General features: G+C 73.6%; 16 protein-coding genes. 6 read left to right on the forward strand and 10 right to left on the reverse strand.

Annotated elements, in window-relative coordinates:
- Positions 1–238 precede the first annotated feature (238 nt).
- Positions 239–2356 carry a glycogen debranching protein GlgX gene (gene glgX, locus ABZ484_RS26805; protein WP_358868481.1) on the forward strand — a complete coding sequence of 706 codons (2118 nt, stop codon included), beginning with the start codon at positions 239–241 and terminating at the stop codon, positions 2354–2356.
- Here the strand turns inward: glgX and ABZ484_RS26810 are convergent.
- Positions 2316–3662, reverse strand: coding sequence for an MFS transporter (locus ABZ484_RS26810; RefSeq protein ID WP_358868482.1), 1347 nt, complete (start codon positions 3660–3662; stop codon positions 2316–2318). The two genes, glgX and ABZ484_RS26810, sit on opposite strands and share 41 nt — an antisense overlap.
- 81 nt (positions 3663–3743) lie before the next feature.
- Between ABZ484_RS26810 and treY the strand changes: the two genes are divergently transcribed.
- Both treY and ABZ484_RS26820 read left to right on the forward strand, forming a co-directional pair.
- Positions 3744–6110 carry a malto-oligosyltrehalose synthase gene (gene treY / locus ABZ484_RS26815; protein WP_358868483.1) on the forward strand — a complete coding sequence of 789 codons (2367 nt, stop codon included), beginning with the start codon at positions 3744–3746 and terminating at the stop codon, positions 6108–6110.
- Between the two features lie 79 nt (positions 6111–6189).
- Positions 6190–7440, forward strand: a complete 1251-nt coding sequence (locus tag ABZ484_RS26820) for a M14 family zinc carboxypeptidase (protein ID WP_358868484.1) — start codon at positions 6190–6192, stop codon at positions 7438–7440.
- 44 nt (positions 7441–7484) lie between these two features.
- Here ABZ484_RS26820 and ABZ484_RS26825 read toward each other — a convergent pair whose 3' ends face one another.
- Positions 7485–7928, reverse strand: coding sequence for an SSI family serine proteinase inhibitor (locus ABZ484_RS26825; protein ID WP_358868485.1), 444 nt, complete (start codon positions 7926–7928; stop codon positions 7485–7487).
- A complete protein-coding gene (locus ABZ484_RS26830; protein ID WP_358868486.1) occupies positions 7925–9250 on the reverse strand; it encodes a M14 family zinc carboxypeptidase in 1326 nt (441 codons plus the stop codon). The genes ABZ484_RS26825 and ABZ484_RS26830 overlap by 4 nt, the downstream gene beginning before the upstream one ends.
- Before the next feature lie 309 nt (positions 9251–9559).
- Between ABZ484_RS26830 and treZ the strand changes: the two genes are divergently transcribed.
- Positions 9560–11314: a malto-oligosyltrehalose trehalohydrolase gene (gene treZ, locus ABZ484_RS26835; RefSeq protein WP_358868487.1), complete on the forward strand. Its 1755-nt coding sequence runs from the start codon at positions 9560–9562 to the stop codon at positions 11312–11314.
- Positions 11315–11833: 519 nt separating this feature from the next.
- On the opposite strand, the gene ABZ484_RS26840 is transcribed toward treZ, so the two are convergent.
- From ABZ484_RS26840 to ABZ484_RS26865, 6 genes are all read right to left on the reverse strand, one after another.
- Positions 11834–12808: an aminoglycoside phosphotransferase family protein gene (locus tag ABZ484_RS26840; protein ID WP_358868488.1), complete on the reverse strand. Its 975-nt coding sequence runs from the start codon at positions 12806–12808 to the stop codon at positions 11834–11836.
- Positions 12809–12854: 46 nt separating this feature from the next.
- The gene (locus ABZ484_RS26845; protein WP_358868489.1) at positions 12855–13982 is read right to left on the reverse strand and encodes an aminopeptidase P family protein; all 1128 of its coding nucleotides are present in this window, start codon (positions 13980–13982) and stop codon (positions 12855–12857) included.
- Between the two features lie 286 nt (positions 13983–14268).
- Positions 14269–14841: a PDZ domain-containing protein gene (locus ABZ484_RS26850; protein ID WP_358868490.1), complete on the reverse strand. Its 573-nt coding sequence runs from the start codon at positions 14839–14841 to the stop codon at positions 14269–14271.
- Positions 14842–14877: 36 nt separating this feature from the next.
- Positions 14878–17040, reverse strand: a complete 2163-nt coding sequence (gene cyc2 / locus ABZ484_RS26855; RefSeq protein ID WP_358868491.1) for a germacradienol/geosmin synthase Cyc2 — start codon at positions 17038–17040, stop codon at positions 14878–14880.
- 132 nt (positions 17041–17172) lie between these two features.
- Positions 17173–18375, reverse strand: a complete 1203-nt coding sequence (locus ABZ484_RS26860) for a damage-control phosphatase ARMT1 family protein (protein WP_358868492.1) — start codon at positions 18373–18375, stop codon at positions 17173–17175.
- A 78-nt stretch (positions 18376–18453) separates the two neighbouring features.
- Complete coding sequence (locus ABZ484_RS26865; protein ID WP_358868493.1) at positions 18454–19107, reverse strand: Tat pathway signal sequence domain protein; 654 nt, start codon at positions 19105–19107, stop codon at positions 18454–18456.
- Positions 19108–19660: 553 nt separating this feature from the next.
- Between ABZ484_RS26865 and ABZ484_RS26870 the strand changes: the two genes are divergently transcribed.
- Positions 19661–20323 carry a DUF6230 family protein gene (locus ABZ484_RS26870; RefSeq protein WP_358868494.1) on the forward strand — a complete coding sequence of 221 codons (663 nt, stop codon included), beginning with the start codon at positions 19661–19663 and terminating at the stop codon, positions 20321–20323.
- A 4-nt stretch (positions 20324–20327) separates the two neighbouring features.
- Positions 20328–20783 (forward strand): DUF6114 domain-containing protein, encoded by a 456-nt coding sequence (locus ABZ484_RS26875; RefSeq protein WP_358868495.1) that lies wholly within the window; start codon positions 20328–20330, stop codon positions 20781–20783.
- A 7-nt stretch (positions 20784–20790) separates the two neighbouring features.
- On the opposite strand, the gene ABZ484_RS26880 is transcribed toward ABZ484_RS26875, so the two are convergent.
- Positions 20791–21753 carry an ABC transporter substrate-binding protein gene (locus ABZ484_RS26880; protein WP_358868496.1) on the reverse strand — a complete coding sequence of 321 codons (963 nt, stop codon included), beginning with the start codon at positions 21751–21753 and terminating at the stop codon, positions 20791–20793.
- Between the last annotated feature and the right edge of the window lie 56 nt (positions 21754–21809).

The raw sequence follows: 21809 nt of genomic DNA on the forward strand, positions 1-21809 counted from the left end.
GTGCAGCCGGATGGGCCGCTCCTTTCCCAACTTCCCCCACTCGCCTCTGTGTTCCAAGGGTCAAGGGGCGGCCGGAGTGAGCGGATTCATAGCACCGGCCGCCCCTGGTGTCCCGGCGGCCCCGGCGCACCTCCGGCGACGCACCCGGCCCGGTGACGCACGCGGATTTCTCACTTTCGGGGAGACTCGGAGGTCAAGGCGCCACCGGCGGCGCCGCACACCTGAAAGAGTCGTGTCCATGCAGGTCTGGCCTGGAGAGGCGTATCCACTCGGCGCCACGTACGACGGCGCCGGAACGAACTTCGCGGTCTTCACCGAGGCCGCGGACCGAGTAGAGCTGTGTCTGCTGCACGACGACGGCTCGGAGACGGCGGTGGAACTGCGCGAGAGCGACGCGTTCGTGCGGCACGCGTACGTGCCGGGCGTGATGCCGGGGCAGCGGTACGGATTCCGGGTGCACGGCCCCTACGCCCCGGAGCGGGGGCTGCTGTGCAACTCCGCGAAGCTGCTGCTCGACCCGTACGCGCGTGCGATCAGCGGCTCGGTCCGGTGGGGCGAGGAGGTCTACGGCTACCACTTCGACGACCCCGGCCGGCGCAACGACCTGGACTCGGCGCCGCACACCATGACGTCGGTCGTGGTCAACCCGTACTTCGACTGGGGCGACGACCGGCCGCCGCGGCGCGGCTACCACGAGACGGTGATCTACGAGGCGCACGTCAAGGGCCTGACGATGCGGCACCCGGGGCTGCCCGAGGAACTGCGCGGCACCTATGCGGCGCTCGCCCATCCGGCGGTCATCGATCACCTGACCGAGCTCGGCGTGACGGCACTGGAGCTGATGCCCGTACACCAGTTCGTCAACGACCACCGTCTGGTGGACATGGGCCTGAGCAACTACTGGGGCTACAACACGATCGGCTTCTTCGCCCCGCACAACGCCTACGCCTCCTGGGGCGACCGCGGCCAGCAGGTGCTGGAGTTCAAGTCCGCGGTGCGGGCGCTGCACGAGGCGGGGATCGAGGTCATCCTCGACGTGGTCTACAACCACACCGCCGAGGGCAACCACCTGGGGCCGACGCTGTCCTTCAAGGGCATCGACAATCCGCGCTACTACCGGCTCACCGACGACAAGCGCTACTACATGGACACCACGGGCACCGGGAACTCGCTGCTCATGCGGTCCCCGCACGTGCTCCAGCTGATCATGGACTCGCTGCGCTACTGGGTCACGGAGATGCACGTCGACGGTTTCCGCTTCGACCTCGCGGCGACCCTGGCGCGGCAGTTCCACGAAGTGGACCGGCTGTCGTCGTTCTTCGACCTGGTGCAGCAGGACCCGGTCGTCTCGCAGGTCAAACTGATCGCCGAGCCGTGGGACGTGGGCGAGGGCGGCTACCAGGTCGGGAACTTCCCGCCGCTGTGGACGGAGTGGAACGGCAAGTACCGCGACACCGTCCGCGATCTGTGGCGGGGCGAGCCGCGGGCGCTGGCGGAGTTCGGCTCCCGGCTGACCGGCTCCTCCGACCTCTACCAGGACGACGGCCGCCGCCCGCTGGCCTCCATCAACTTCGTGACCTGCCACGACGGCTTCACCCTGCGCGACCTGGTGTCGTACAACGACAAGCACAACAAGGCCAACGGCGAGGACAACCGGGACGGCGAGAGCCACAACCGGTCCTGGAACTGCGGCGTGGAGGGCGACACCGACGACCCCGAGGTGCTCGCACTGCGGGCCCGGCAGACGCGCAACTTCATCGCGACGCTGATGCTGTCCCAGGGCGTGCCCATGATCAGTCACGGCGACGAGTTCGCCCGCACGCAGCGGGGCAACAACAACGCCTACTGCCAGGACAACGAGCTGTCGTGGGTGCGCTGGCCGGAGCCCGGCGAGCAGCCCGGCGAACTGCTGGACTTCCTGCGGGCGATGGCCCGGCTGCGCAGCCGGCACCCGGTCTTCCGGCGCCGCCGCTTCTTCCACGGACGGCCCGTGGAGGGCACCCACGACGAGCTGTCCGACATCGCCTGGTTCACCCCGGAGGGCGCGGAGATGACCCAGCGGGACTGGGACTCGGCGCGGGCCTCCGCGCTGACCGTGTTCCTCAACGGCCACGCCATCTCGGAGCCCGGCCAGCGCGGGGAGCGGATCACCGACGACTCCTTCCTGCTGATGTTCAACGCCGCGCCGAAGCCCCTGGACTTCGTCGTCCCGGTGGACCACGGACGCCAGTGGCAGGTGGTCGTCGACACGGCCCGCACGGATCCGGTGCCCCCGGGCACCGGCCGCAAGGTCCGCGCCGGGGACCGGCTCACGCTCACCGACCGCAGTCTGACGGTGCTTCAACGGCCCGCGTAGCGGCCCGGGAGCGGGGGGTCGCGTACGCCGTCGGCCGCGCCGTCAGCGCGATCGCGGCGGCGAGCGCGGCCGCGGCACTGGCCGCCGCGAAGGCGGCGCCGGGTCCGTGGGCGCCGGCGAGGCGGCCGCAGACGGCGACCGCGAGCGCCTGACCGGCCACGATCGCGCTCGTCGCGTACGCCATCGCCTCGGCGAGCCTCGCCGGCGGCACCGCCCGCTCGGTCAGTCCGAACACGGTGACCAGGTGCGGGGCGTACGCCGCTCCGAGCACGGTGACGACCAGGTACAGGCCGGTCAGGGTGTGCGTGAGCAGCAGCGGCAGGGACAGTGCGAACGCCGCAGCGGTGGCCACCCGCCAGCGTGCCCGCAGCCCGAAGCGGGCCGGGAGGGCCGCCGTCGAGAGCCCGGCGACGGCGCTCATCACGCCCATCGCGGCGTACACGAGCCCCGCCTGGTCCTCCTCTCCCAGCCGGCGGGTGAACGCCGTGATGCCGGCCTGGCAGGCCCCGAACATCGCCCCCTGAAGGGCCGACGCGGCACGCAGCGCGTGCACGCACCGGGGCATGCGCGGCCGGTGCGCGCGGGCAAGGGACCGCGGGCCGGACGGCGACCGGGCATCGCCCCGTCCTGGCCGTGGCCCGGCCGCGCGGCGGGTCGCCGCGGCCGTCGGGTGCAGGGCGAAACCCGCGCCGCACACGCCGACCAGCAGGGCCGCCGCGCCCAGGGCGTACGCCGGATGGGCGAGCACCGAGGCGAGGCCCACCAGGGCGGGGCCGAGGACGAAGGAGATCTCGTCGAGCGTGCTTTCGAAGGACAGCGCCGCGCCCACGGTGGACTCGGGCGCCCCGGACCCGCGGGCGAGGGCGACGAGGCGGGTGCGGGCCAGCGGCCCGACCAGCGGCACCGTCGCGCCCGCGCCCGCCCCCAGGGCGGCGAGCGGCGGCGCGCCGGGACCCGCGAGCGCCCCGGCGACCAGGGCGGCGATCGCGGCCGCGTTGGCGAGCGAGAGGACGAGGACGACGGTCCGCTGGCCGTGCCGGTCGGCGAGCCGTCCCACGAGCGGCCCGCAGGCCACCTGCCCGAGGGCGAGCGCGCCGCCGGTCAGCCCCGCGGCGGCCAGGGATCCACTCGTCCGGGCGACGAGCAGCACGCTGCCGAACTGGATGGTGGCCGTGGGCAGCCGCCCCAGGAACGACAGGACCGGAAGCCATGGCCCGGTCAGGCCGACGACGTCACGGTAGGTCCTCAGCGTCCCGCGCCGCCCCGGTGTGACCGTCGTCCGACGCCGCCCTGGTGTGGTGGTCATCGTCCGACGCTAGCCACGCGCGCGTGCGCACGTGGACGGGCCGATGACACGAAAGGCGGCCGGGCGGGTACGTAGGTTTCCATGACACCCGAGCGCCACGAACCCGCTGTGCCCACGGCCACCTACCGGCTCCAGCTCCAGCCCGGCTTCCCGTTCGCCGCCGCGGCGGCGGCCGTACCGTACCTGGCCTCGCTCGGCGTCTCCCACCTGCACCTGTCCCCGGTCCTGGAGGCCGTTCCGGGCTCCCTGCACGGCTACGACGTCGTGGACCACGCGCGCGTGCGCGAGGAACTCGGCGGCGAGGAGGGCCTGCGCGCGCTGGCGCGCACCGCCCGGGAGCACGGGCTGGGACTGGTCGTGGACATCGTGCCGAACCACATGGCCATGGCGCCGCGCCACAACCACGCCCTGTGGGAGGTCCTGCGGGAGGGGCCGGCGTCGCCGTTCGCCCGCTGGTTCGACATCGACTGGGAGGCCCAGGACGGCAAGGTGCTGCTGCCGGTGCTCGGTCACCCCGTCGGCAGGGAGCTGGACCAGCTGAAGGCGGACGGCGACGTCCTGCGCTACTACGACCACGCGTTCCCGCTGCGCGAGGGCACCGGGAAGCTGCCGCTGCCGCGGTTGCTGGACGCCCAGTGGTACCGCCCGGTGTGGTGGCGGCTGGCCCGCACGGACCTCAACTACCGGCGGTTCTTCAGCATCTCGGAGCTGATCGGGGTGCGGGTGGAGGACCCGGAGGTGTTCGAGGCGACCCACGCCAAGATCCTCCAGCTGCTCCGCGAGGGTGTGATCGACGGTCTGCGCGTCGACCACCCCGACGGCCTCGCCGACCCGGACGCCTATCTCGACCGGCTGCACACGGCGACCGGCGGCCGCTGGACGGTCGTGGAGAAGATCCTCTCCGACGGCGAGCACCTGCCGCCGTCCTGGCCCGTCGCGGGCACCACCGGCTACGACGCCCTGCGTCACGTCGACGGCCTGTTCACCGACCCGGCCGGAGCGGGCGAACTGCTCGGGCGGTACCGGCGGTTCGCCGCCCCGCAGACCGACCGCGGCGGGGACTGGGCGGCCACCGTGCGGCGGGCGGCGTACAACGTGATCACGCACGAGCTGGCCGCCGAGACGGAGCGGCTGACCCGGGTGGCGGGCCGGGTGTGCACCGCCTCGCCGGAGCCGGCGCTGCGCGACCGCGCCCCCTGGGCGCTGCGCACCGCGCTCCAGGAGCTGCTGGTCCGCCTGGAGGTGTACCGGCCGTACACCTCCGTGGACCCGGCGACGGTGGTCACCGAGGAGGCCGCCGCCGAGGCCCGGCTCGCCTTCGTGGTGCCGGAGGAGGGCGAGGCCGTGGACGTCGTGCGCGACCTGGTGCTGGGGCGGGCCGGTGACGGACCGGACCACGTGGAGTTCCGCACCCGGTTCGCGCAGGCCGCCTCCGCGCTGCGCGCCAAGTCCGTGGAGGACACCGCCTACTACCGGTACGTTCCGCTGCTGTCGGCCAACGAGGTCGGCGGCGACCCCGGGCACCCGGCCGTGTCCCCGCAGGACTTCCACGCGTACTGCGCGCGCGTGCAGCGCGACTGGCCGGCCACCGGGACGGTGGTCTCCACGCACGACACCAAGCGCAGCGCGGACGTCCGGGCGGCGCTGGCCGTGCTGACCGAGTGCCCGGGGCGCTGGGCGGAGGTGCTGGACGAGGTGACGGCCGACGGGGAGGGCGCGCCCGACGGGCAACTGGCGTGGGCGGCCTGGCAGACCGTGTTCGGGCTGGGCCCGGCGGACGGGCGGCGGGTGCGGCAGGCGCTGCTGAAGCATGTGCGCGAGGCGGGCCTGTACACGAGCTGGACGGAGCAGGAGCCGCCGTACGAGGAGGCGGTGGACCGGTTCGTCGCCGAGGGCCCGTGCGGGGCGGCGGGCGAGCGGGTGGCCGCGCTGCGTGCCGCGCTGGAGCCGTACATCCGGGCGAACGTGCTGGGGACGGCCCTGGTGCACCTGACGATGCCGGGCGTGCCCGACCTGTACCAGAGCACGGAGGCCGAGTGCCGGACCCTGGTGGACCCGGACAACCGGCGGCTCGTGGACCTCCCGCCCGCCGACTTGGGCGAGAAGGGGGAGGTGACGGCGGCGGCCCTGCGGCTGCGGGCCCGCCGGCCGGAGCTGTTCGGCACGACGGCGACGTACGCGCCGCTGGGCGCCCGGGGCCCGGCGGCGGAGCACTGTGCGGCGTTCGTTCGCTCGGGTGAGGTGGTCACGGCCGTGACCCGGCTGTCTCTGCGGCTGGCGGAGGCGGGCGGCTGGCGTGACACGCGGCTGCCGCTGCCGGCGGGGCGGTGGGCCGATGTGCTCACGCCCGGGCGGGAGTTCGAGGGGCAAGTGCCCGTGGCGGAGCTCTTCGAGCGGCTGCCGGTGGCGCTGCTGGAGCGGGCGCCGGGGCCGTCGGGGCGGGAGTGATCGCGGGGTCCCGCGTTCTTGACAGTTCCCGGAGTCCGTGGGGTACTGCGGAATGCGAGTCCGGGCGGACAAGTCGGGGGTGAGTCCACTGCCGGAGCTGCGCTATCCCAGTGTTCCCGAACTGATCGCCTCCGCCCGGTCGCTGGCCGCGCGCCGGCCGGGCCTGTGCGAGCTCGAGCAGGTCGGCGTCTCCCGCGCGGGCAGGCCGCTGCACCTGCTGTCGGTCGGTCACGCCCGGCGGGCCGTCCTGGTGGTCGCGGGCGCCCACGCCAACGAGCCCACCGGCGGTTCCACCCTCCTCGCGCTCGCCCGGCGCGTGCTGGAGGAACGGCGGCTGCGGGCGGACACCTCCTGGCACTTCCTGCTGTGCGCCGACCCGGACGGGGCGAGCCTGCACGTGACGCCGGCCCCGCACAGCCTCCTCGAGTACCACCTCGGTTTCTTCCGGCCCGCCGGGGCCGAGCAGCCGGAGTGGTCGCCGTCGGTGCTGCCGCCCGACCGGCTGCCGCCCGAGACGCGGGCCCTGCTCGGGGTCATCGACGCGCTGCGCCCGTATGTGCAGGTGACGCTGCACGGCACGGATCTGGGCGGCAGCTGGGTGCAGCTGACCAGGAACGTGCCCGGGCTCGCCGAACCGTTCGGCAAGTCGGCGGCCGAGCTGCACATACCCGTGGAGACGGGCGCCTGCGACGCCGCGGGGTGGCCCGTCTCCGGGCCCGGGGTGCGGGTGATGCCGGAGCCCGGTTCGGGTGTGGCGTACCCCAGCCTGCCGGACGACGCACGGCACAGCACCTGGTACCACGCGCACCGGTACGGCGGCATGACGGCGGTCGTGGAGGTGCCGATGTGGGCGAGCGACCTCGTCGACGATCCCGCGCCGCATCCGGCCCCGGCGGCGGCGATCCGGCGGCTGGCGGCGCGGCTGCTGCGGGACGCCCGCCAGGTCGAGCTGGTGCTCGGCGACGCGCTGCCCCGGCTGGACGGCGCCGACGGGCCGCTGCTGCGGGCGGCGAAGTGGGGGCTGGGCCTCGCGCCGGGGCTGGCCGCGGACTTGGTCGGCACGCCGCCCGCCGACACGACCATGGCGTACGTCGGCAGCGTCGACGCGTTCGGCCGCCGACTGCCGCTGCGCGCCGCGGCCATGCTGCTCCGGGTCCTGCGTCAGACCGACGACCCCGCCGCCGCCGGCCTGGAACACCTCGTGACCGCCTGGAGCGAGTCCTTCGCCACCCGCTTCCGCGCCCGCTGGGTCCCCCTCCCCCACCAGGTCGAACACCAGTCCCGCACGGTCCTGGCCACGGCCCATCACGCCCGCGAACTGACGATCTGACAGCCATCGGCCAGTGGCGGTGGCGGCACGCGCGCGGGACGGGCTCAGGCGTCCAGGGCGAACACGTCTCCCGTGCGGGCCTGCATCACGCACTGGTTGGCGAAGGTCTCCGTGTAGTCGATCGCGCGGCCCTGCCACTGGCCGCGGGCCTGGACGGTGACGGGGGCGTAGATCATCGAGCAGAGGACGTCGTCCTTGTGGGGGATGAAGCGGATGTCGCCGCGCGCGGACCGGAGCTGGTCGCAGGCCGGGGCCGCGTGGGAGTGGCCCTGGGGCGGGTCGCACCGAAGGAGGGTGCCGCGGGTGTCGCCGGAGCGGGTGTCGCCGTGGGTGACCGTGACGTAGAGCCAGTCGTTCTCGTCGGTGGGGCGGTGGGAGGTCCGGGCTCCCTGGGCGGCCTGTGCCGGGAGCGCGGCCGCGAGGAGGAGGGCCGCCGCCGCCATCGTGCCGCGCCGCAGCCGGGTCGTCGTCCTGCTGAAGTGGGTCATTCCCCATGTATCGGCACGGCGGCCCCCGGTCCCCACGTGGCCTCACCCGAACGGGAGCACGCGCGCGCCTGGCGCCCGGCGAGCCGGCAGGCGGCGAGCACCATCCGGGTCTGGTACTCGGACTGCCGGGCGACCGGTATCCAGCGCGCCCCGAGGCCGTCGCGGTAGTCCGCGCACCACTCGTCGATCAGCCGGTCCAGATCCGGCAGGACACCGGCGGGGTCGTCCCCGGCGGCACGCACGAGGCGGTGGATCAGCCCGGCGGTGCGCAGGACGAGGCGCCGGCCGGCGATGCGCAGGGCGGCCAGGTGGGCGTTGGTCAGCGGCGGCAGCGCGCGTGCCGTGCCGTCGTCGGTGTCGGGGTCCCATGCGTCGGCGAGGCCGGGGCAGACCAGTAAATAGTCGTCCACCGGGGCGAGCAGGCGGTCCGCGCCCGGCACACCGGCGACGTGGGGGCGGGCGCGGGCCAGGAGCCGTGCCAGGTGCCGTGTGTCGTCGCGCAGGGCACGGCTCACGGCGCGCAGCACCGCCTCCGGGTCGGTGGGCGCCGAGCCGTCGCCCACCGCGGCCACGCCCCACATGGGCGCCTCGACCACGGCGGTGAGGGTGCCGTGCCGGTCCGGGTGGAACCAGGTGGACTCCACGGCCGCCTCGGTGATGGCGGCGGCCAGATCGCGCCGGCGCGGGGCCGGGATCCGGTACACGGCGGGACCGAGGCGGGGCCAGTACAGGGAGTCGTAGGCGCCCAGTTCGCGCGGGATGCCGAGCCGCGCCGCGGTGTGCGCCAGGCGCTGGGCGAGGCCGGGCAGGTCCCGGGTCAGCTCGACGAAGCCGCCGCCGACGTCCACGCCGTGCAGCGAGCACTGCACGAAGGGCCGCAGCTCGTCCTGGAGGTCGAGCAGGGCGCGGGTCTCGGGCAGCGCGGCGGCCTCGGCGCCGTCGGGCAGCCATTCGGGCTGCTCCAGGAAGCCGGGCCGGAAGAAGTTACGGAAGTAGGCGCCGAGGGTGTAGGGGCCGGTGAGCCAGCCCTCGTTGCGGCGCGAGCCGTCAGGGTCGAGGCAGAGCAGCAGGTTCCAGGTGATGTCGGCGGCCTCGCCGGTGACGGGTGCGGCCAGGACCCGCTCGGCCAGCCGCAGGACGGTGGCGCCGCCCACCGGCTCGTTGGCGTGGGGCCCGGCGACGACGAGGGCGTGGCGGCTGCCGTGGCCCACCGAGAGCAGCCACAGGGGCGTGCCCGCGCGGGAGGTGCCGACACGGCGCAGCCGGGCGTCCCCGGGGTGCCGGGCGACGAGTGCGGCGGCGTGCGCGCCCAGCTCGTCCACGGTCGGATAGCGGTGGAGTGGGGGCAGGGCACACCTCCACAATGCGGTGCCGTTGGTTCACCACATGTGCATGGTGTACGCACAGTCAGTCACGATGTTTCCGATCCGTCAACACCACCGTGCGAAAACGGACTTGACCGGCCGCGACGGGCATCCCGCCGACCGTGTGCGACGTGCGGCGGAGACGGTCCCCGGCCGGACGCATCCGACGACACCCACCACAAAAGGAAGCATCCGAAAGCGGATTGATCTCGTTTGGAGGACGATGGACCCAGTCCATCACGGTGAGCAGACGAAGGGGAACCGTCCGTGCAGTTCGAGGTGTGGGCACCGCAGGCGGATCGTGTGACGCTCCGGTGCGACGGGGCCACGCGCGCGTTGGAGCGCGATCCGGAGCGGTCGGGTTGGTGGATCGGTGACGCCGAGGCGCGGGACGGCTCGCGGTACGGCTTCGCGGTGGACGACGGGCCCGTGCTGCCCGACCCGCGTTCGCGGCGGCAGCCGGACGGCCCGGACGGGCTGAGCGCGGTCGTCGACCACGCCCGCCATGTGTGGCGTACCGCGGACTGGGCGGGGCGGCCGCTGCCCGGCGCGGTCCTGTACGAGCTGCACGTCGGCACGTACACGCGCGAGGGCACCTTCGACGCGGCCGCCGAGCGGCTGGAACACCTGGTGGAACTGGGCGTCACCCACGTGGAGTTGATGCCGGTGTGCCCGTTCCCCGGCCGGCACGGCTGGGGGTACGAGGGTGTCTCGCTGTGGGCGGTGCACGAGCCGTACGGCGGCCCCGAGGGGCTGAAGCGTTTCGTCGACCGGGCGCACGGGCTGGGCCTCGGCGTGGTCCTGGACGTCGTCCACAACCATCTGGGTCCGTCGGGCAACTACCTGCCGCGGTTCGGGCCGTACTTCACCGACACCCACCACACTCCCTGGGGCGCCGCCGTCAACCTGGACGCACCGGGCTCGGACGAGGTGCGGGACTTCCTGACCGGCAGCGCGCTGGCGTGGCTGCGGGAGTACCGGATCGACGGGCTGCGTCTGGACGCGGTGCACGCACTCGCCGACACGCGCGCGTGCCACTTCCTGGAGGAGCTGTCCACGGCCGTGGACGCGCTCTCGGCCGACCTCGGCCGCCCGCTGTTCCTGATCGCCGAGTCGGACCTCAACGACCCGCGGCTGATCACCGCGCGCGCGGAGGGCGGCCTGGGCCTGCACGCCCAGTGGAACGACGACTTCCACCACGCCCTGCACAGCGCGCTGACCGGTGAGGCACAGGGCTACTACGCCGACTTCGGGCGGGCCCCGTTCGAGGCGGTCGCCAAGACGCTCACCGGCGGTTTCTTCCACGACGGGACGTACTCCAGCTTCCGGGGCCGCCGTCACGGCCGTCCGCTGGACCGTACGCGGGTGGCCGGCCACCGGCTGCTCGGCTACAGCCAGACCCACGACCAGGTCGGCAACCGGGCCCAGGGAGACCGTCTGTCCCTGCTCCTGGCGGACTCCCCCGGGCTGCTGGCGTGCGCGGCCACGCTCACGCTGACCGCACCGTTCACACCGATGCTGTTCATGGGCGAGGAGTGGGGGGCGAGCACTCCGTGGCAGTTCTTCACCGACCACACCGATCCGGAGCTGGCGGAGGCCGTGCGGCGGGGCCGGCGGCGGGAGTTCGCGGCGCACGGCTGGGCGGAGGAGGAGGTGCCCGACCCTCAGGACCCGGCGACCCGCGACCGCTCCTGCCTGGACTGGTCCGAGCCGCGGCGCGAGCCGCACGCGCGTCTGCTGGCCTGGTACCGGCGGCTCATCGCACTGCGGCACGAGCTGCCCGACCTCACCGACCCCGACCTCGCCGACACCAAGGTGGCCTACGACGAGGAGGCCCGCTGGCTCGCCTTCCGGCGGGGCGACATCCGCGTGGCCGTCAACCTCGGCAAGGAGCCCGCGGCCATCCCCCTCGGCACCCGCCCCGCCGAGCTCCTCGCCGCATGGGACCCGGTCGACGTTCCCGACGGCGACGGGGTGCTGCACCTGCCCGGAGAGTCGTGCGTGGTGCTGGCGCAGAACTGACCCGCTCCGAGGCGGGGCGGGACCGCCACGGCAACGCATCAGGGGCCGGCGGCCCGGCGGCCACAGCGCCGCGGAGACCGTCGGCCCTGAGCAGGGCCGGGCCATGACGGGACAGCGTCCGCCACCCGCGACGCCACGGTCATCGCCGGCTCCGCGCACCCGGGCCGCGACGCGGCCCGCCGGCCCGCCGCACGGCGAGGCGGCGCCACCTCCCCGCGACGACCCAGGGATCAGCAGCTCACACGGCTTCGATCCCCACCGGTACCGCCGGCCACCGCACGGCGAGGCGGCGCCACCGCCCCGCGACGACCCGGGCATCGGCAGCTCACACGGCTTCGATCCCCACTGGTACCGCCGGCCACCGCACGGCGAGGCGGCGCCACCGCCCCGCGACGACCCGGGGATCAGCAGCTCACGCGGCTTCGATCCCCCCGGTCCCCCCCGGTGCCGCCGGCCGCCGCACGGCCGAGGCGGCGCCACCGCCCCGCGATCTCATGGGAGGGGGCGGCCGGCGTGGCGCTACGGTGCCGGGATGCCGTCGTCGCCGGTGCCCTGGCAGTCCTCGCGGAGTTCCGTCACCCGTTCCAGGAGGATCGCCTCCCAGGCGTGGCGGAGCTGGGACCGGAGGAGGGGCAGCGGGCTGTCGTCGCGGCCCTCGAGGCGGTCGGCGAGCCGGATCACGCAGTCGCAACGCGCCAGCCACAGGCCGCGCAGGCAGGGGCGGGCGCCGTAGCCGGCGAGGGTGGCGGCGCGCACGGCGGCGGGGGAACCCACGGCGAGGGCGAGACCGGCGATGTCCTCGGCGGGATCCCCGACCGCCGCGTCGGTCCAGTCGAGGACGCCGCGCACCCGGCCGTCCGCGCTCACCACCAGGTGCTCGGCCTTGAGGTCGTGGTGGACGAGCACGGCGGTGCCGGGCTGGGCGGCGAGCTGGGCCGCGGCGGGCGGGGTGAGCTGGTGCATCCGCGCGGGATCGAACTCGTCGGCCTTCCCGAGGCGCTCGGCGGCGTGCACGGCCATGCGGCGCAGCGCCTCCAGGGAGCGGGGCGCGGTGCGCGGCACGCCGAGTGCCTCGGCCTGGCGGGCGGGGACCGCGCGCAGTCCCGTGAGCAGCCCGGCCAGGTCGTCCTCTCCGACGGCGGAGACGTCGTGCCCGCCCGTGGTGCCGCCGGTGATCCGCGTGTCCAGTGTGTACGTCAGTCCGGGCGCCCACTCGCCGTGGGCGACACTGGCCGGCACGGCGATCGGCACGTGCGGCCGGAGCAGGTCGCGCAGGCGCACCTCGCGGCGCTGGCGTGCGGAGGCCTCCCGGTCGGGCGCGAGGCGCAGCACATGGCGGGTGCCGACCCACCACGTGGAGTGCTCGCCGCCCTCGGCGACGGGCCGGACGTCGGGTCCGGCGGCGGTGCCGGCCCGGTCCTGGGAGCTCTCCTTGAGCAGGGTGCGGACCAGTCTGCGGAGGCTGTCCGCGGTGGGTGTCGGTGCCTGGGTCATCGTCGGGCCGTGTCGATTCGGGTTGCGGGTGGGGGCTGCCGGTCGGTCAGTCCACCAGGACCATCTCGCGGGTCGTGTCGTTGAGGCGGCGGCCTCCGTCCTCGGTCACCGTGACGATGTCCTCGATGCGGACGCCGAAGCGGCCGGGCAGGTAGATGCCGGGCTCCACGGAGAAGCACATGCCGGGCACGAGGGGCTGTTCCTCGCCCTCGATCATGTACGGCGGTTCGTGCGTGGTGACGCCGATGCCGTGGCCGGTGCGGTGGATGAAGTACTCGCCGTAGCCGGCCTCGGCGATCACCGCGCGGGCGGCCCGGTCGACCTCCTGGCAGGCCGCCCCGGGGCGCACCGCCCGGAAGCCGGCCTCCTGGGCCTCGCGCACGATGTCGTGCACCCGGCGCTCCTCGTCGGTGGGCTCGCCGACGTGCACGGTGCGGGTGGTGTCGGAGCCGTAGCCGTCCTTGAGGCCGCCGAAGTCGAGGACGACCATGTCGCCGCGCTCGATGACGCGGTCGCCCATCTCGTGGTGCGGGTTGGCGCCGTTGGGGCCGGAGCCGACGATGGTGAAGTCGACCTGGGAGTGCCCGAAGCGCCGCAGCAGCTCGGCGAGGTCGGCGCCGACCTCGGACTCGCGGCGCCCGGCGAAGCGGACCTCGCGGATCTCCTCGAACGCCTGGTCGGCGGCCGCGCCCGCGGCGGCCAGGAGCCGCAGTTCCGCCGGGTCCTTCACGGCGCGCAGCATCGGCAGGGCCTCGGTGAGGGAGGCGTAGGAGGTGCCGGGCAGGGTCCGCTGGAGGCCCAGCAGGTGCATGGCCCAGGCGTTGTCGCTGATGCCGAACCGGCCGGAGGTGTCGAGCAGGTCGGCGGTGACGGCGTAGGGGTCCTTGCCGTCGGTCCAGTCCCGCAGGGTCAGGGCGGGCGCGCCCACGGCCCCGGCGGCGTCCGGGGCCTCCAGGGTGGGGACGACGAGCACGGGGTCCCGGCCGGCGGCCAGGACGAGCAGGGTGAGCCGTTCGGTGACGGCGGTGGGCGTGTAGCCGGTGAGCCAGACCATGTCGGGGCCCGGCGCCACCAGCAGCCCGGCCAGCCCGGCGTCGGCGGCCGCCTGTGCGGCACGCGCCATCCGGGCCCGGTAGTCGTCGGCGGTGAAGGGCGCGGGCGCGGTGCCGGTCATCCGGGCCTCCGTATTCGGCTGAAGGGGTGGTGGTGGACCCACGGGCAGCATCCTGCCCGTCCGCGCGGGGCCGCGCGAGCCGGTCGGCCGCATCCGCCGGGCGGCGCGGGCCCCTCGCCCCGCCCCGTCCGGTCGGCCGACCGTGTGACCAGTGGTTCCGCCCCCATGTTAAGACTCGTCACCCACCGGCCCCGCACGCCCCGTACCGGCGCCACGACACACCGTTCACCCGGCCCCCGCCGCATGGCGGTCCCGGCACCCCTCGCCTCGGCCGAGGACGTCCGCCTCACACCACGACTCCGGGCACCACGGTCAGCTGCTCGTAGCCGCCGCTGCGGTGCCGTACCGTCAGCACGACCTCGCGGCCGGGGCGCGCCCGGGCGACCGCCTGGGCCAGGTCCGCGGCCGAGTCGACGCGGGTTCTGCCGAACACGAGGAGCACGTCTCCGCGGACGAGGCCCGCCGAGTAGCCGGGGCCGGGCACGTGGACGCCGACGACGCGGGCGCCCGGCCCGGTGTCGTCGACCGCCTCGATGCCGAGGGCCGGGCGCACCGGCGTCGGCGTGGGGCTCGCGGGCGCCGTCCGGTCCGCCGGGGCGGACCGGGGGGCCGCCGCCCCCGGTCCTGCCGCCTGGCGTTGCAGTTCGGCCACTCTGCTCATGCCGATCACCGTGGCACTCACCGTGCCGATGCCGATCCCGGACAGCAGCAGGACCAGGCCGCCGAGCAGACCGGACACGACGGTCAGCAGCCGGCGGCCGCGGCGGGCGGTGCGCGGGCGCCGGCCGGTGCCGCGCGAGGCGCCGCCCGGTGGCTCCCGGCCGGGCATCGGCTTGGGACGCAACGCGGTCTGTTCCATCGATCGCCTCCGGCTGGTGCCGCTCTGGAGCCTGGGTCAGCCGACGGGCAGGGCGGGGGCCGGCGGGCGGTCCGGGAGGAAGCCGTGGGCGCGGCGCGCCAGCCACTCGGCCTTGTAGCGGTCGACGCTCCGGTGCCAGTTCAGGATGCCGGCCATCCAGTTCTGAAGGTCCGTGACGTAGCCCAGCATGGTGGCGCGCGCCTCTTCGGACAGTCCGAAGTCGTCGTACACGACGGGCAGTTCATGCGCGACGACGTGCTCGAACTGGCGCATGCGCTGGGTCATCAGGTCCTGGACGACGGCGAGGGCGGCCGGGTAGTCGATCCCGAAGAAGTGCTGCACGACGAGGATCGAATTGTGGATCTCGCCCTCGTACTCGATCTCCTTCTGGTACGAGAAGACGTCGTTGAGGAGGCAGGCGTAGTCGATGGCCGCGTTCTCCAGGGAGCGGACCGGGCCGGTGCGGTAGACCTCGGGCGGGATCGCGGGGCCGTGCCCCATCCGGCACAGGCTGAGGGTGAGGTCGGAGCCGAAGGTGGCGCGCCGCATCTCCAGGTAGTCGACGGGGTCCGGGATCCGGTTCTGCAACTGGTTGGACAGCTCCCACACCCAGCTCTCGGTCATCGCGTCGATCGACTGCCTGAGGGTGCGTCGCTGGTCCGGTGTCATCTCCGCGGTGGTGCGCGCCCACAGGTCGGTCAGGCCACGCTCCATGGCGTTGACCGGGACGACCGGCTCCTCGCCCTCGACGGGCATGCAGCCCGACAGCCGGGCCGTGGTCAGCCTGGCGGCGGCCAGGTCGCGGCGGTGGCCGTAGACCAGGGGGTAGTAGTCGTCGCCGTAGGTGCCCCAGGCGAGCCAGCGTGCGCTCAGGTCGAGCGCCTCGGGCGTCGCGTCCGGGTCGAGTCCGGCGGAGCACAGCGCGAGGTCGTAGGCGGCCAGCTTGTCCTCGTCCCAGACGCCCTCGGCGAGGATGCCCATGCGGTGGCACCAGGCGGTCAGGTGGGAGCGGGCGGTGTCCAGGTGCGGGCTGAGCTGGAGCTCGTACGGCATGTACAGGTCGGGGATGCGGGCGGGTCCGACCTTCTGGAACGGCACATGGGTGTAGGCGCGCAAGCGCTCGGCGCCCGCGTCCGCCAGCAGCGCGCGGACGTCCGCGCCCGAGGTGCCGGGGCCGGACAGCCGCTGCCAGGGGCTGTCCGGGCGTGCCCCTTTGTTCATGTACCGGCTGGAGCGCATGTGCCATTCGTGGCCGCCGGACTGCCAGTCCTGAAGGCCCTTGGTGTACGCGGCCACCGCCGCGACCTGGTCGGGGGTGAGGCCGTGCTCCACGGCGAGGGCGGGCACCTCGGTGAGCGCGGTGTGCTCGAACTGGTGCAGCCGGGAGGTGAGGACGTCGTTGACGGTGTCGGCGGCCTCCTGGGTGGTGCAGCCGAAGAAGGTCTCCAGGACCAGCACGCCGTTGCTCAGCTCGCCCTCCTCCTCCACCTCGCGCTGGTAGGAGAACAGGTCGTTGCGCAGGTGCACACCGTCGGAGAAGGTCTCCATGAGCACCCTGAGCGGCCTGGATCCGGCGACGCTCGCGGGCACTTCGGCGGTGGCGTACTCCACGAGCCCGGCCGACCAGGGGGCGCCGCCGACCTTGCGGCGCATCTCGATGTACTCGACGGGGTTGGCGACGCGCCCCTCGTTGATGTTGGACAGCTCCCACAGGGACTCGTTCAGCAGGTGTTCCGTGGCCACCGCGAACCGCCGCCGCCAGTCGGCCGACATCGACGGCACCGTGCGCGCCCACAGGTCGGCGAGGCCGGCCTCCACCGGGTTCTCCGGTTCGGGTACGGGGGTGTCGAGGTCGAGCGGCATGAACAGGGGCAGCCGGTCCAGGTAGGCCTTGCCGCCGGCCCGGTCCTGGCTGCGTTTGAACGTCTCCAGGAAGTGGTCGTCGAAGAAGAAGACCCACACGTACCAGTCGGTGATCAGGGACAGGGCGGGTCCGTCGCAGTCGGGGTGGGTGTAGGCGCAGAGCAGTCCGTAGTCGTGCGCGTCGAGGTCGGACTGCTCCCAGATCCCGGAGCCCTCCAGCATGCCCATGTCGCGCGCCCACCGCGTGGAGTGGGCGCGGGCCTCGTCGACGTGCGGGTTGAGCCGCGCCGGATACGGCATGTAGAAGTGCGGGAGTTCGAAGGGCTGCTGCGTCATGGCCGGGCACTACCCGTGACACTCCGGCGGCATCCTCGGGCGCGCATCCGATCACACCATCGCGTGAATCGCCGCCCGAACCGGCCCGTGAGCAGCGAAGGTTCGTCACACGGCCGGGAGGGGGCAGACCCGTCAGGCTCCGGCGACCTGGATCAGCGCGTGCGTGCCGCTGGTCCGCCAGTCCCGGTCCTCGGCGCTGTCGAGCGCGGCCTCGGTGGCGGCGTCCAGGCCGGTGACCACCTCGGACTTCAGGGTGCGCAGGGCCGCGACCGGGCCGGGGAAGTACGCGGTCACGTCCGCGAACGACGTGGTCGGGGACCACGGCCGGTCGCCCACCAGGCGCCGGTAGTTCAGATCGCCCTTGAGGACGGTCAGCGTGCTCGCGGCGAACTCCTCGCGCAGGTCGCCGGGCATCTCGGCGTACGGCAGCGGGGCGCAGGAGAACGGGTGTGCGCGGACCGTCAGCCGCCCGTCGGCCAGCGCGGACCACAGGCGGCGCCCGTACCCGTGGGCGGCGCCCGGCGCCGCCGTCAGCCGGCGCACGGCGTCGACGACGTCGGCGGTGGTGGCGTCGGAGACGTAGTACGGGTACGGCTTGACGTGGAGGACCACCCGCCCGGCGCGGCCGTGGTCGAGGAGGTCGGCGACGAGGAGCAGGTCGGGGACGAGTTCGCGGCCCGCGTTGTCGGCGACCAGGCAGAGCGTGCCGGTGCCGGAGGGCGGCAGCAGGGACCACAGGGTCTCGCTGTCGTCGGCGACGAGGCGCGGGGTGTCCTGGGTGACGTCGGTGGCCGCCGCCCGGGCGCCGGTCGAGGCCGCCGACAGGCGGAAACCGAGGTCGGCGCGGTTGCCCCAGAGCGAGCCGTGCAGCAGGGCGGCCGAGCGCTCCGCGTCCGGTACGCCCTCCAGGGCGTCGAGCGCGGCCAGTTCCTCGTCGGTGTCCTGGGCGTCGAGTTCGGCGAGTTTGGCCGGGCGGAACGGGTCGATGCCCTGCCACGGGCCGGGGCCGAAGTAGCCGACGGCCTCGAGGAGCAGGCGGTAGAAGTAGCTCTCGGACCACAGCCACGGCACGTCGAACCAGGACCGGCCCTCGTACCCGGCCAGCCCCCAGGCCGTCCAGCGGTCCCGGTCGTGGGCGTCGGCGGGGAGCGGTTCGATCACTCCCCGGGTGCAGCTCTCCAGCAGCGCGTCGAGGGCGCGGTGCTGCTCGGGGCCGTAGGGAAAGGCGTCCCGCACCTGCCGGACGATGGCGGGGTGCCGCTCGGCCAGCACACTGTGCGGGAAGGAACCGGGTGCGCCGCCGAGGAGCACCGGCGGGGTCGGGATCTCGGGCATGCGCTCACGCTAGCGAACACCTGCGCGCCGGACACGTGCTGCTCGTGTCGTGCCCGGCGCGCCGGCGGCCCGGCAGGGTCAGTTGACGTACACGGTGGCGCCCGCGTCGGTCACCGGGGCGTACTGGGCGGTGAAGTAGCCGTTGGCGAAGCACAGCGACGAGCCGGATGCCTTGCCGAACTGCTGGTCGGTGAAGGTGATGCTGTTGGCGGCGTTGTCGGCCTTGCCGGTCAGGGCGGCCGCCTTGTAGACGCAGGTGACGCTGCCGAGCAGGGTGCGCAGCTTGACCGTGGCCTGGATGGCGGAGCCGCTGGGCGGTGTCACGGTGAGGGTGCCGTCGGAGGCGACGGTGGCCGCGTACGGCAGGTTGTCGATCGTGATGCCGTTGACGCCGAGCACACCGGTGACGTTGCTGGTGCAACTGGCGCTGTCGAAGGTGTGGCCGGTCACCGACTCGGTCGCGGTGCCGGGCGCGGCGGGGTTGCCGGTGACGGTGGCGGTGAACGTCGAGGAGGTGCACGAGACGCCGCTGCTGCCGGACGCGCTGGAGGAGAAGGTGGCGCGGGTGCCGCTCGCCAGCGAGGCGGTGAGCACGTCACCGACCGCGACGGGCGTGCCACCCGGACCGCCCGTGGTGAGCACCGCGCCGCCCGCGGCCGAGGCTGGGACGATCGCCGGGAGCGAGAGCGCGGCGACGGCGGCGGCGAGGGTGAGGACGGGACGCGTACGCATGCGGGTACCTCGATTCTGTGTGGGGGTCGGGCGAGGTGCGGGGACGCCCTGAGGTGCGTGCGCAGGGAGCCGTGGAGGGCACGTGAAAGCCCTTGCACAGGTGAACCGGTGTGCGTGGAAGGGCCGGCAGGCGGAACGGCTCCGGGAGGGAGCGCGGCGGGCCGTGCGGCGGGCCGCGCGAGGGGACCGGCGTCACGGATCCGGCGCCACGGATCCGGGGGGCCACGCAGAGTTGTAGACCCGTTGTCTCGTCAACGTCAAGGCCTGGCAAGGGAGTTGGCCGAGTCGACCGAAGCGGTACGCCGCGTGCGAGACCGAGGCGCCGAAGGTTCACCTTTCTTTCACAAGCACCTTGACCCCTGCCTGTAACCCCCGGTAACTTCCTCCGCACCTACTGCCGCGTAACCAGAAAGCCCTTGCCCCACCCGGGAGTTGCCTCCGGGCGCCTCAGGGTGCCTACGGGTGCCTCCGGGTGTGCGGCAGCCGCTGTCCGCGCCAGGGCAACGGGCCGCTGAACTCCGAACCGGCATTGACCATGCACACGGGAGCAGACATGGCCTCGTCCTCGGACCTCACACCGTCCGCCGACCCCACCCCCGAGACCCCCGAGCACCCCGGCACGGACAGACGCGGACGGGTGCGGCTGCGCCATGCCGCCGTCATGGCGGTGCCCGCCACCCTGGTCGCGGCGGGCCTTGCGGTGCTCACCGCACAGGGCGCCCTGGGTGTCCAGTTCGCGATCTCCGGGATGCCCTTCACGGTCACGGCGACCGAGCTGAACGGCACCGGCTTCGAGCAGTTCGGCGCCCTGGACAACATGGCCGAGGACAGCCCCAACGCGGGCGACACCGGCGGCCAGGTGCTGGTGGTGACCTCGGCGATCAAGAACGCGACGCTGACCCGGCTGTGCCAGAGCGTCGACCTGGGCGGCACCAACCTGCTGATCACCGCGGGCAGCGGCGCCGAGAAGGTGCAGGCGACCGATCTGACGACGGACTCCACCGAGCTGTCGGGCGACGCCGCCTTCGACAACATCGAGATCGGCAACGACGCCAGTACGCTCACCAAGGCGGGCGTACAGGGCCCCAAGGGCGTGTTCAGCCAGCAGTCGGACACGGTCCGCATCGCCGACCTGCGGCAGACCAACTACGCCACGACGGCCGGCGTGTTCAAGCTGCCCGGCCTCAAGCTCCGGTTCAGCGACACGGGTTGCTGAACCGATGACGGCCGACGTACGCGCAGGGCAGGCGGGCCCGGATGCCCCGCGACCGGGCCCGTGGGCCGCGTTCCGCCGTTGGCGGTTCCGCCGGCCCTTCTGGGGCGGGCTGCTGCTCACGCTGGGCGGGGCGGAGATCCTGCTCACCGAGAAGGCGTCACTGAAGGTCGTGATGCACATCGGGATGCAGGGCCTGGCCGGCTATCTGCTGCCCACCCTGATGGTGCTGTGCGGGCTGCTGACCCTCTTCAACCCCGCCCAGCGCCTCTTCTACTCCCTCACCGGCATCCTGCTGTCCCTGGGCACCTGGGTCACCTCCAACCTGGGCGGCTTCTTCCTCGGCCTCCTCCTCGGGGCGACCGGCAGCTGCCTGGTCTTCGGCTGGCTCCCGGACCAGGAGTCACGCCGGGCCCGCAGGCAGCGGCGCGACGAGGCCCGGGCGCGGGCGGCCGGCACCTGATGTGACGTCAGGCGAGACCGGCCGACTCCAGCCAGGCCTTGGCGACGTCCAGCGGGTCCTTCTTCTGGGCCTGCACCTGGGTGTCCAGGTCCAGCAGGGTGGCCGTGTCCAGCTTGGCGGAGACCGCGTTGAGCGTGTCGACGCCCTTCTGGGAGAGCTTGCCCTTGCGGACGAGCGGCTGGACGTTCTCGAAGCCGAAGAGGTTCTTCGGGTCCTGGAGGACCACGAACTTCTCCTTGGCGATCGTCGGGTCGGTGGTGAAGACGTCCGCGACCTGCACGGTGTTCTTCTTCAGGGCCTCCTGGGTCAGCGGGCCGCCCGCGTCCAGGGCCTTGAAGGACTTGAACTGGAGCCCGTAGACCGACTTCAGGCCGAGGAGACCCTGCTGCCGGGCCTGGAACTCGGGCGAGCCGCCGAAGACGAGGTCCTTGGCGGCGTCCTTGAGGTCGGCGATGGAGGACTGCCCGGTGAGGTGGTACTTCTTCGCCGTCTCGGCGTTGACGGTCACCGAGTCCTTGTCCTGCGCGGGCGCGGGCTGAAGCAGCGTCAGACCCGGGTCGAGCTTGCTGTTGATCGCGGCCGTCGTGGCCTCCACCGTCTTCGGGGCGGCCTTCTTGTCGAGGTAGGCCAGCAGCGCGCCGTTGTACTCGGGCAGTACGGTGATCGAGCCGTTCTTGAGCAGGCCGTACGTGGTCTCGCGGCTGCCGATGTTGGGCTTGTAGGTGACCTTGATGCCCTTGGCCTTCAGGGCCTCGCCGTAGATGTCGGCGAGCAGGATGCTCTCGGCGAAGTTGTTGGAGCCGACGACGACGCCGTCGCCGCTCGCGCCGCCGCCCGTGAGCGGGTTGTCGGACGTGTTGTCTGAGGACGACGAACACCCGGTGACGAGCGCCGCGACGGTGGCGAGCGCGACAGCGGCCGCGCCGGTGAGCCTCGTGCTGGACCTGGAGTTCTTCGGGTGAGAAGTCACCTGTCCGATCCAATCCAGCCGGTTCTCGGTCAGTCAAGAGCCACCGGGTCACCGAT

The sequence above is a fragment of the Streptomyces sp. NPDC006393 genome (genome assembly GCF_040628575.1).
Classification (GTDB): domain Bacteria; phylum Actinomycetota; class Actinomycetes; order Streptomycetales; family Streptomycetaceae; genus Streptomyces.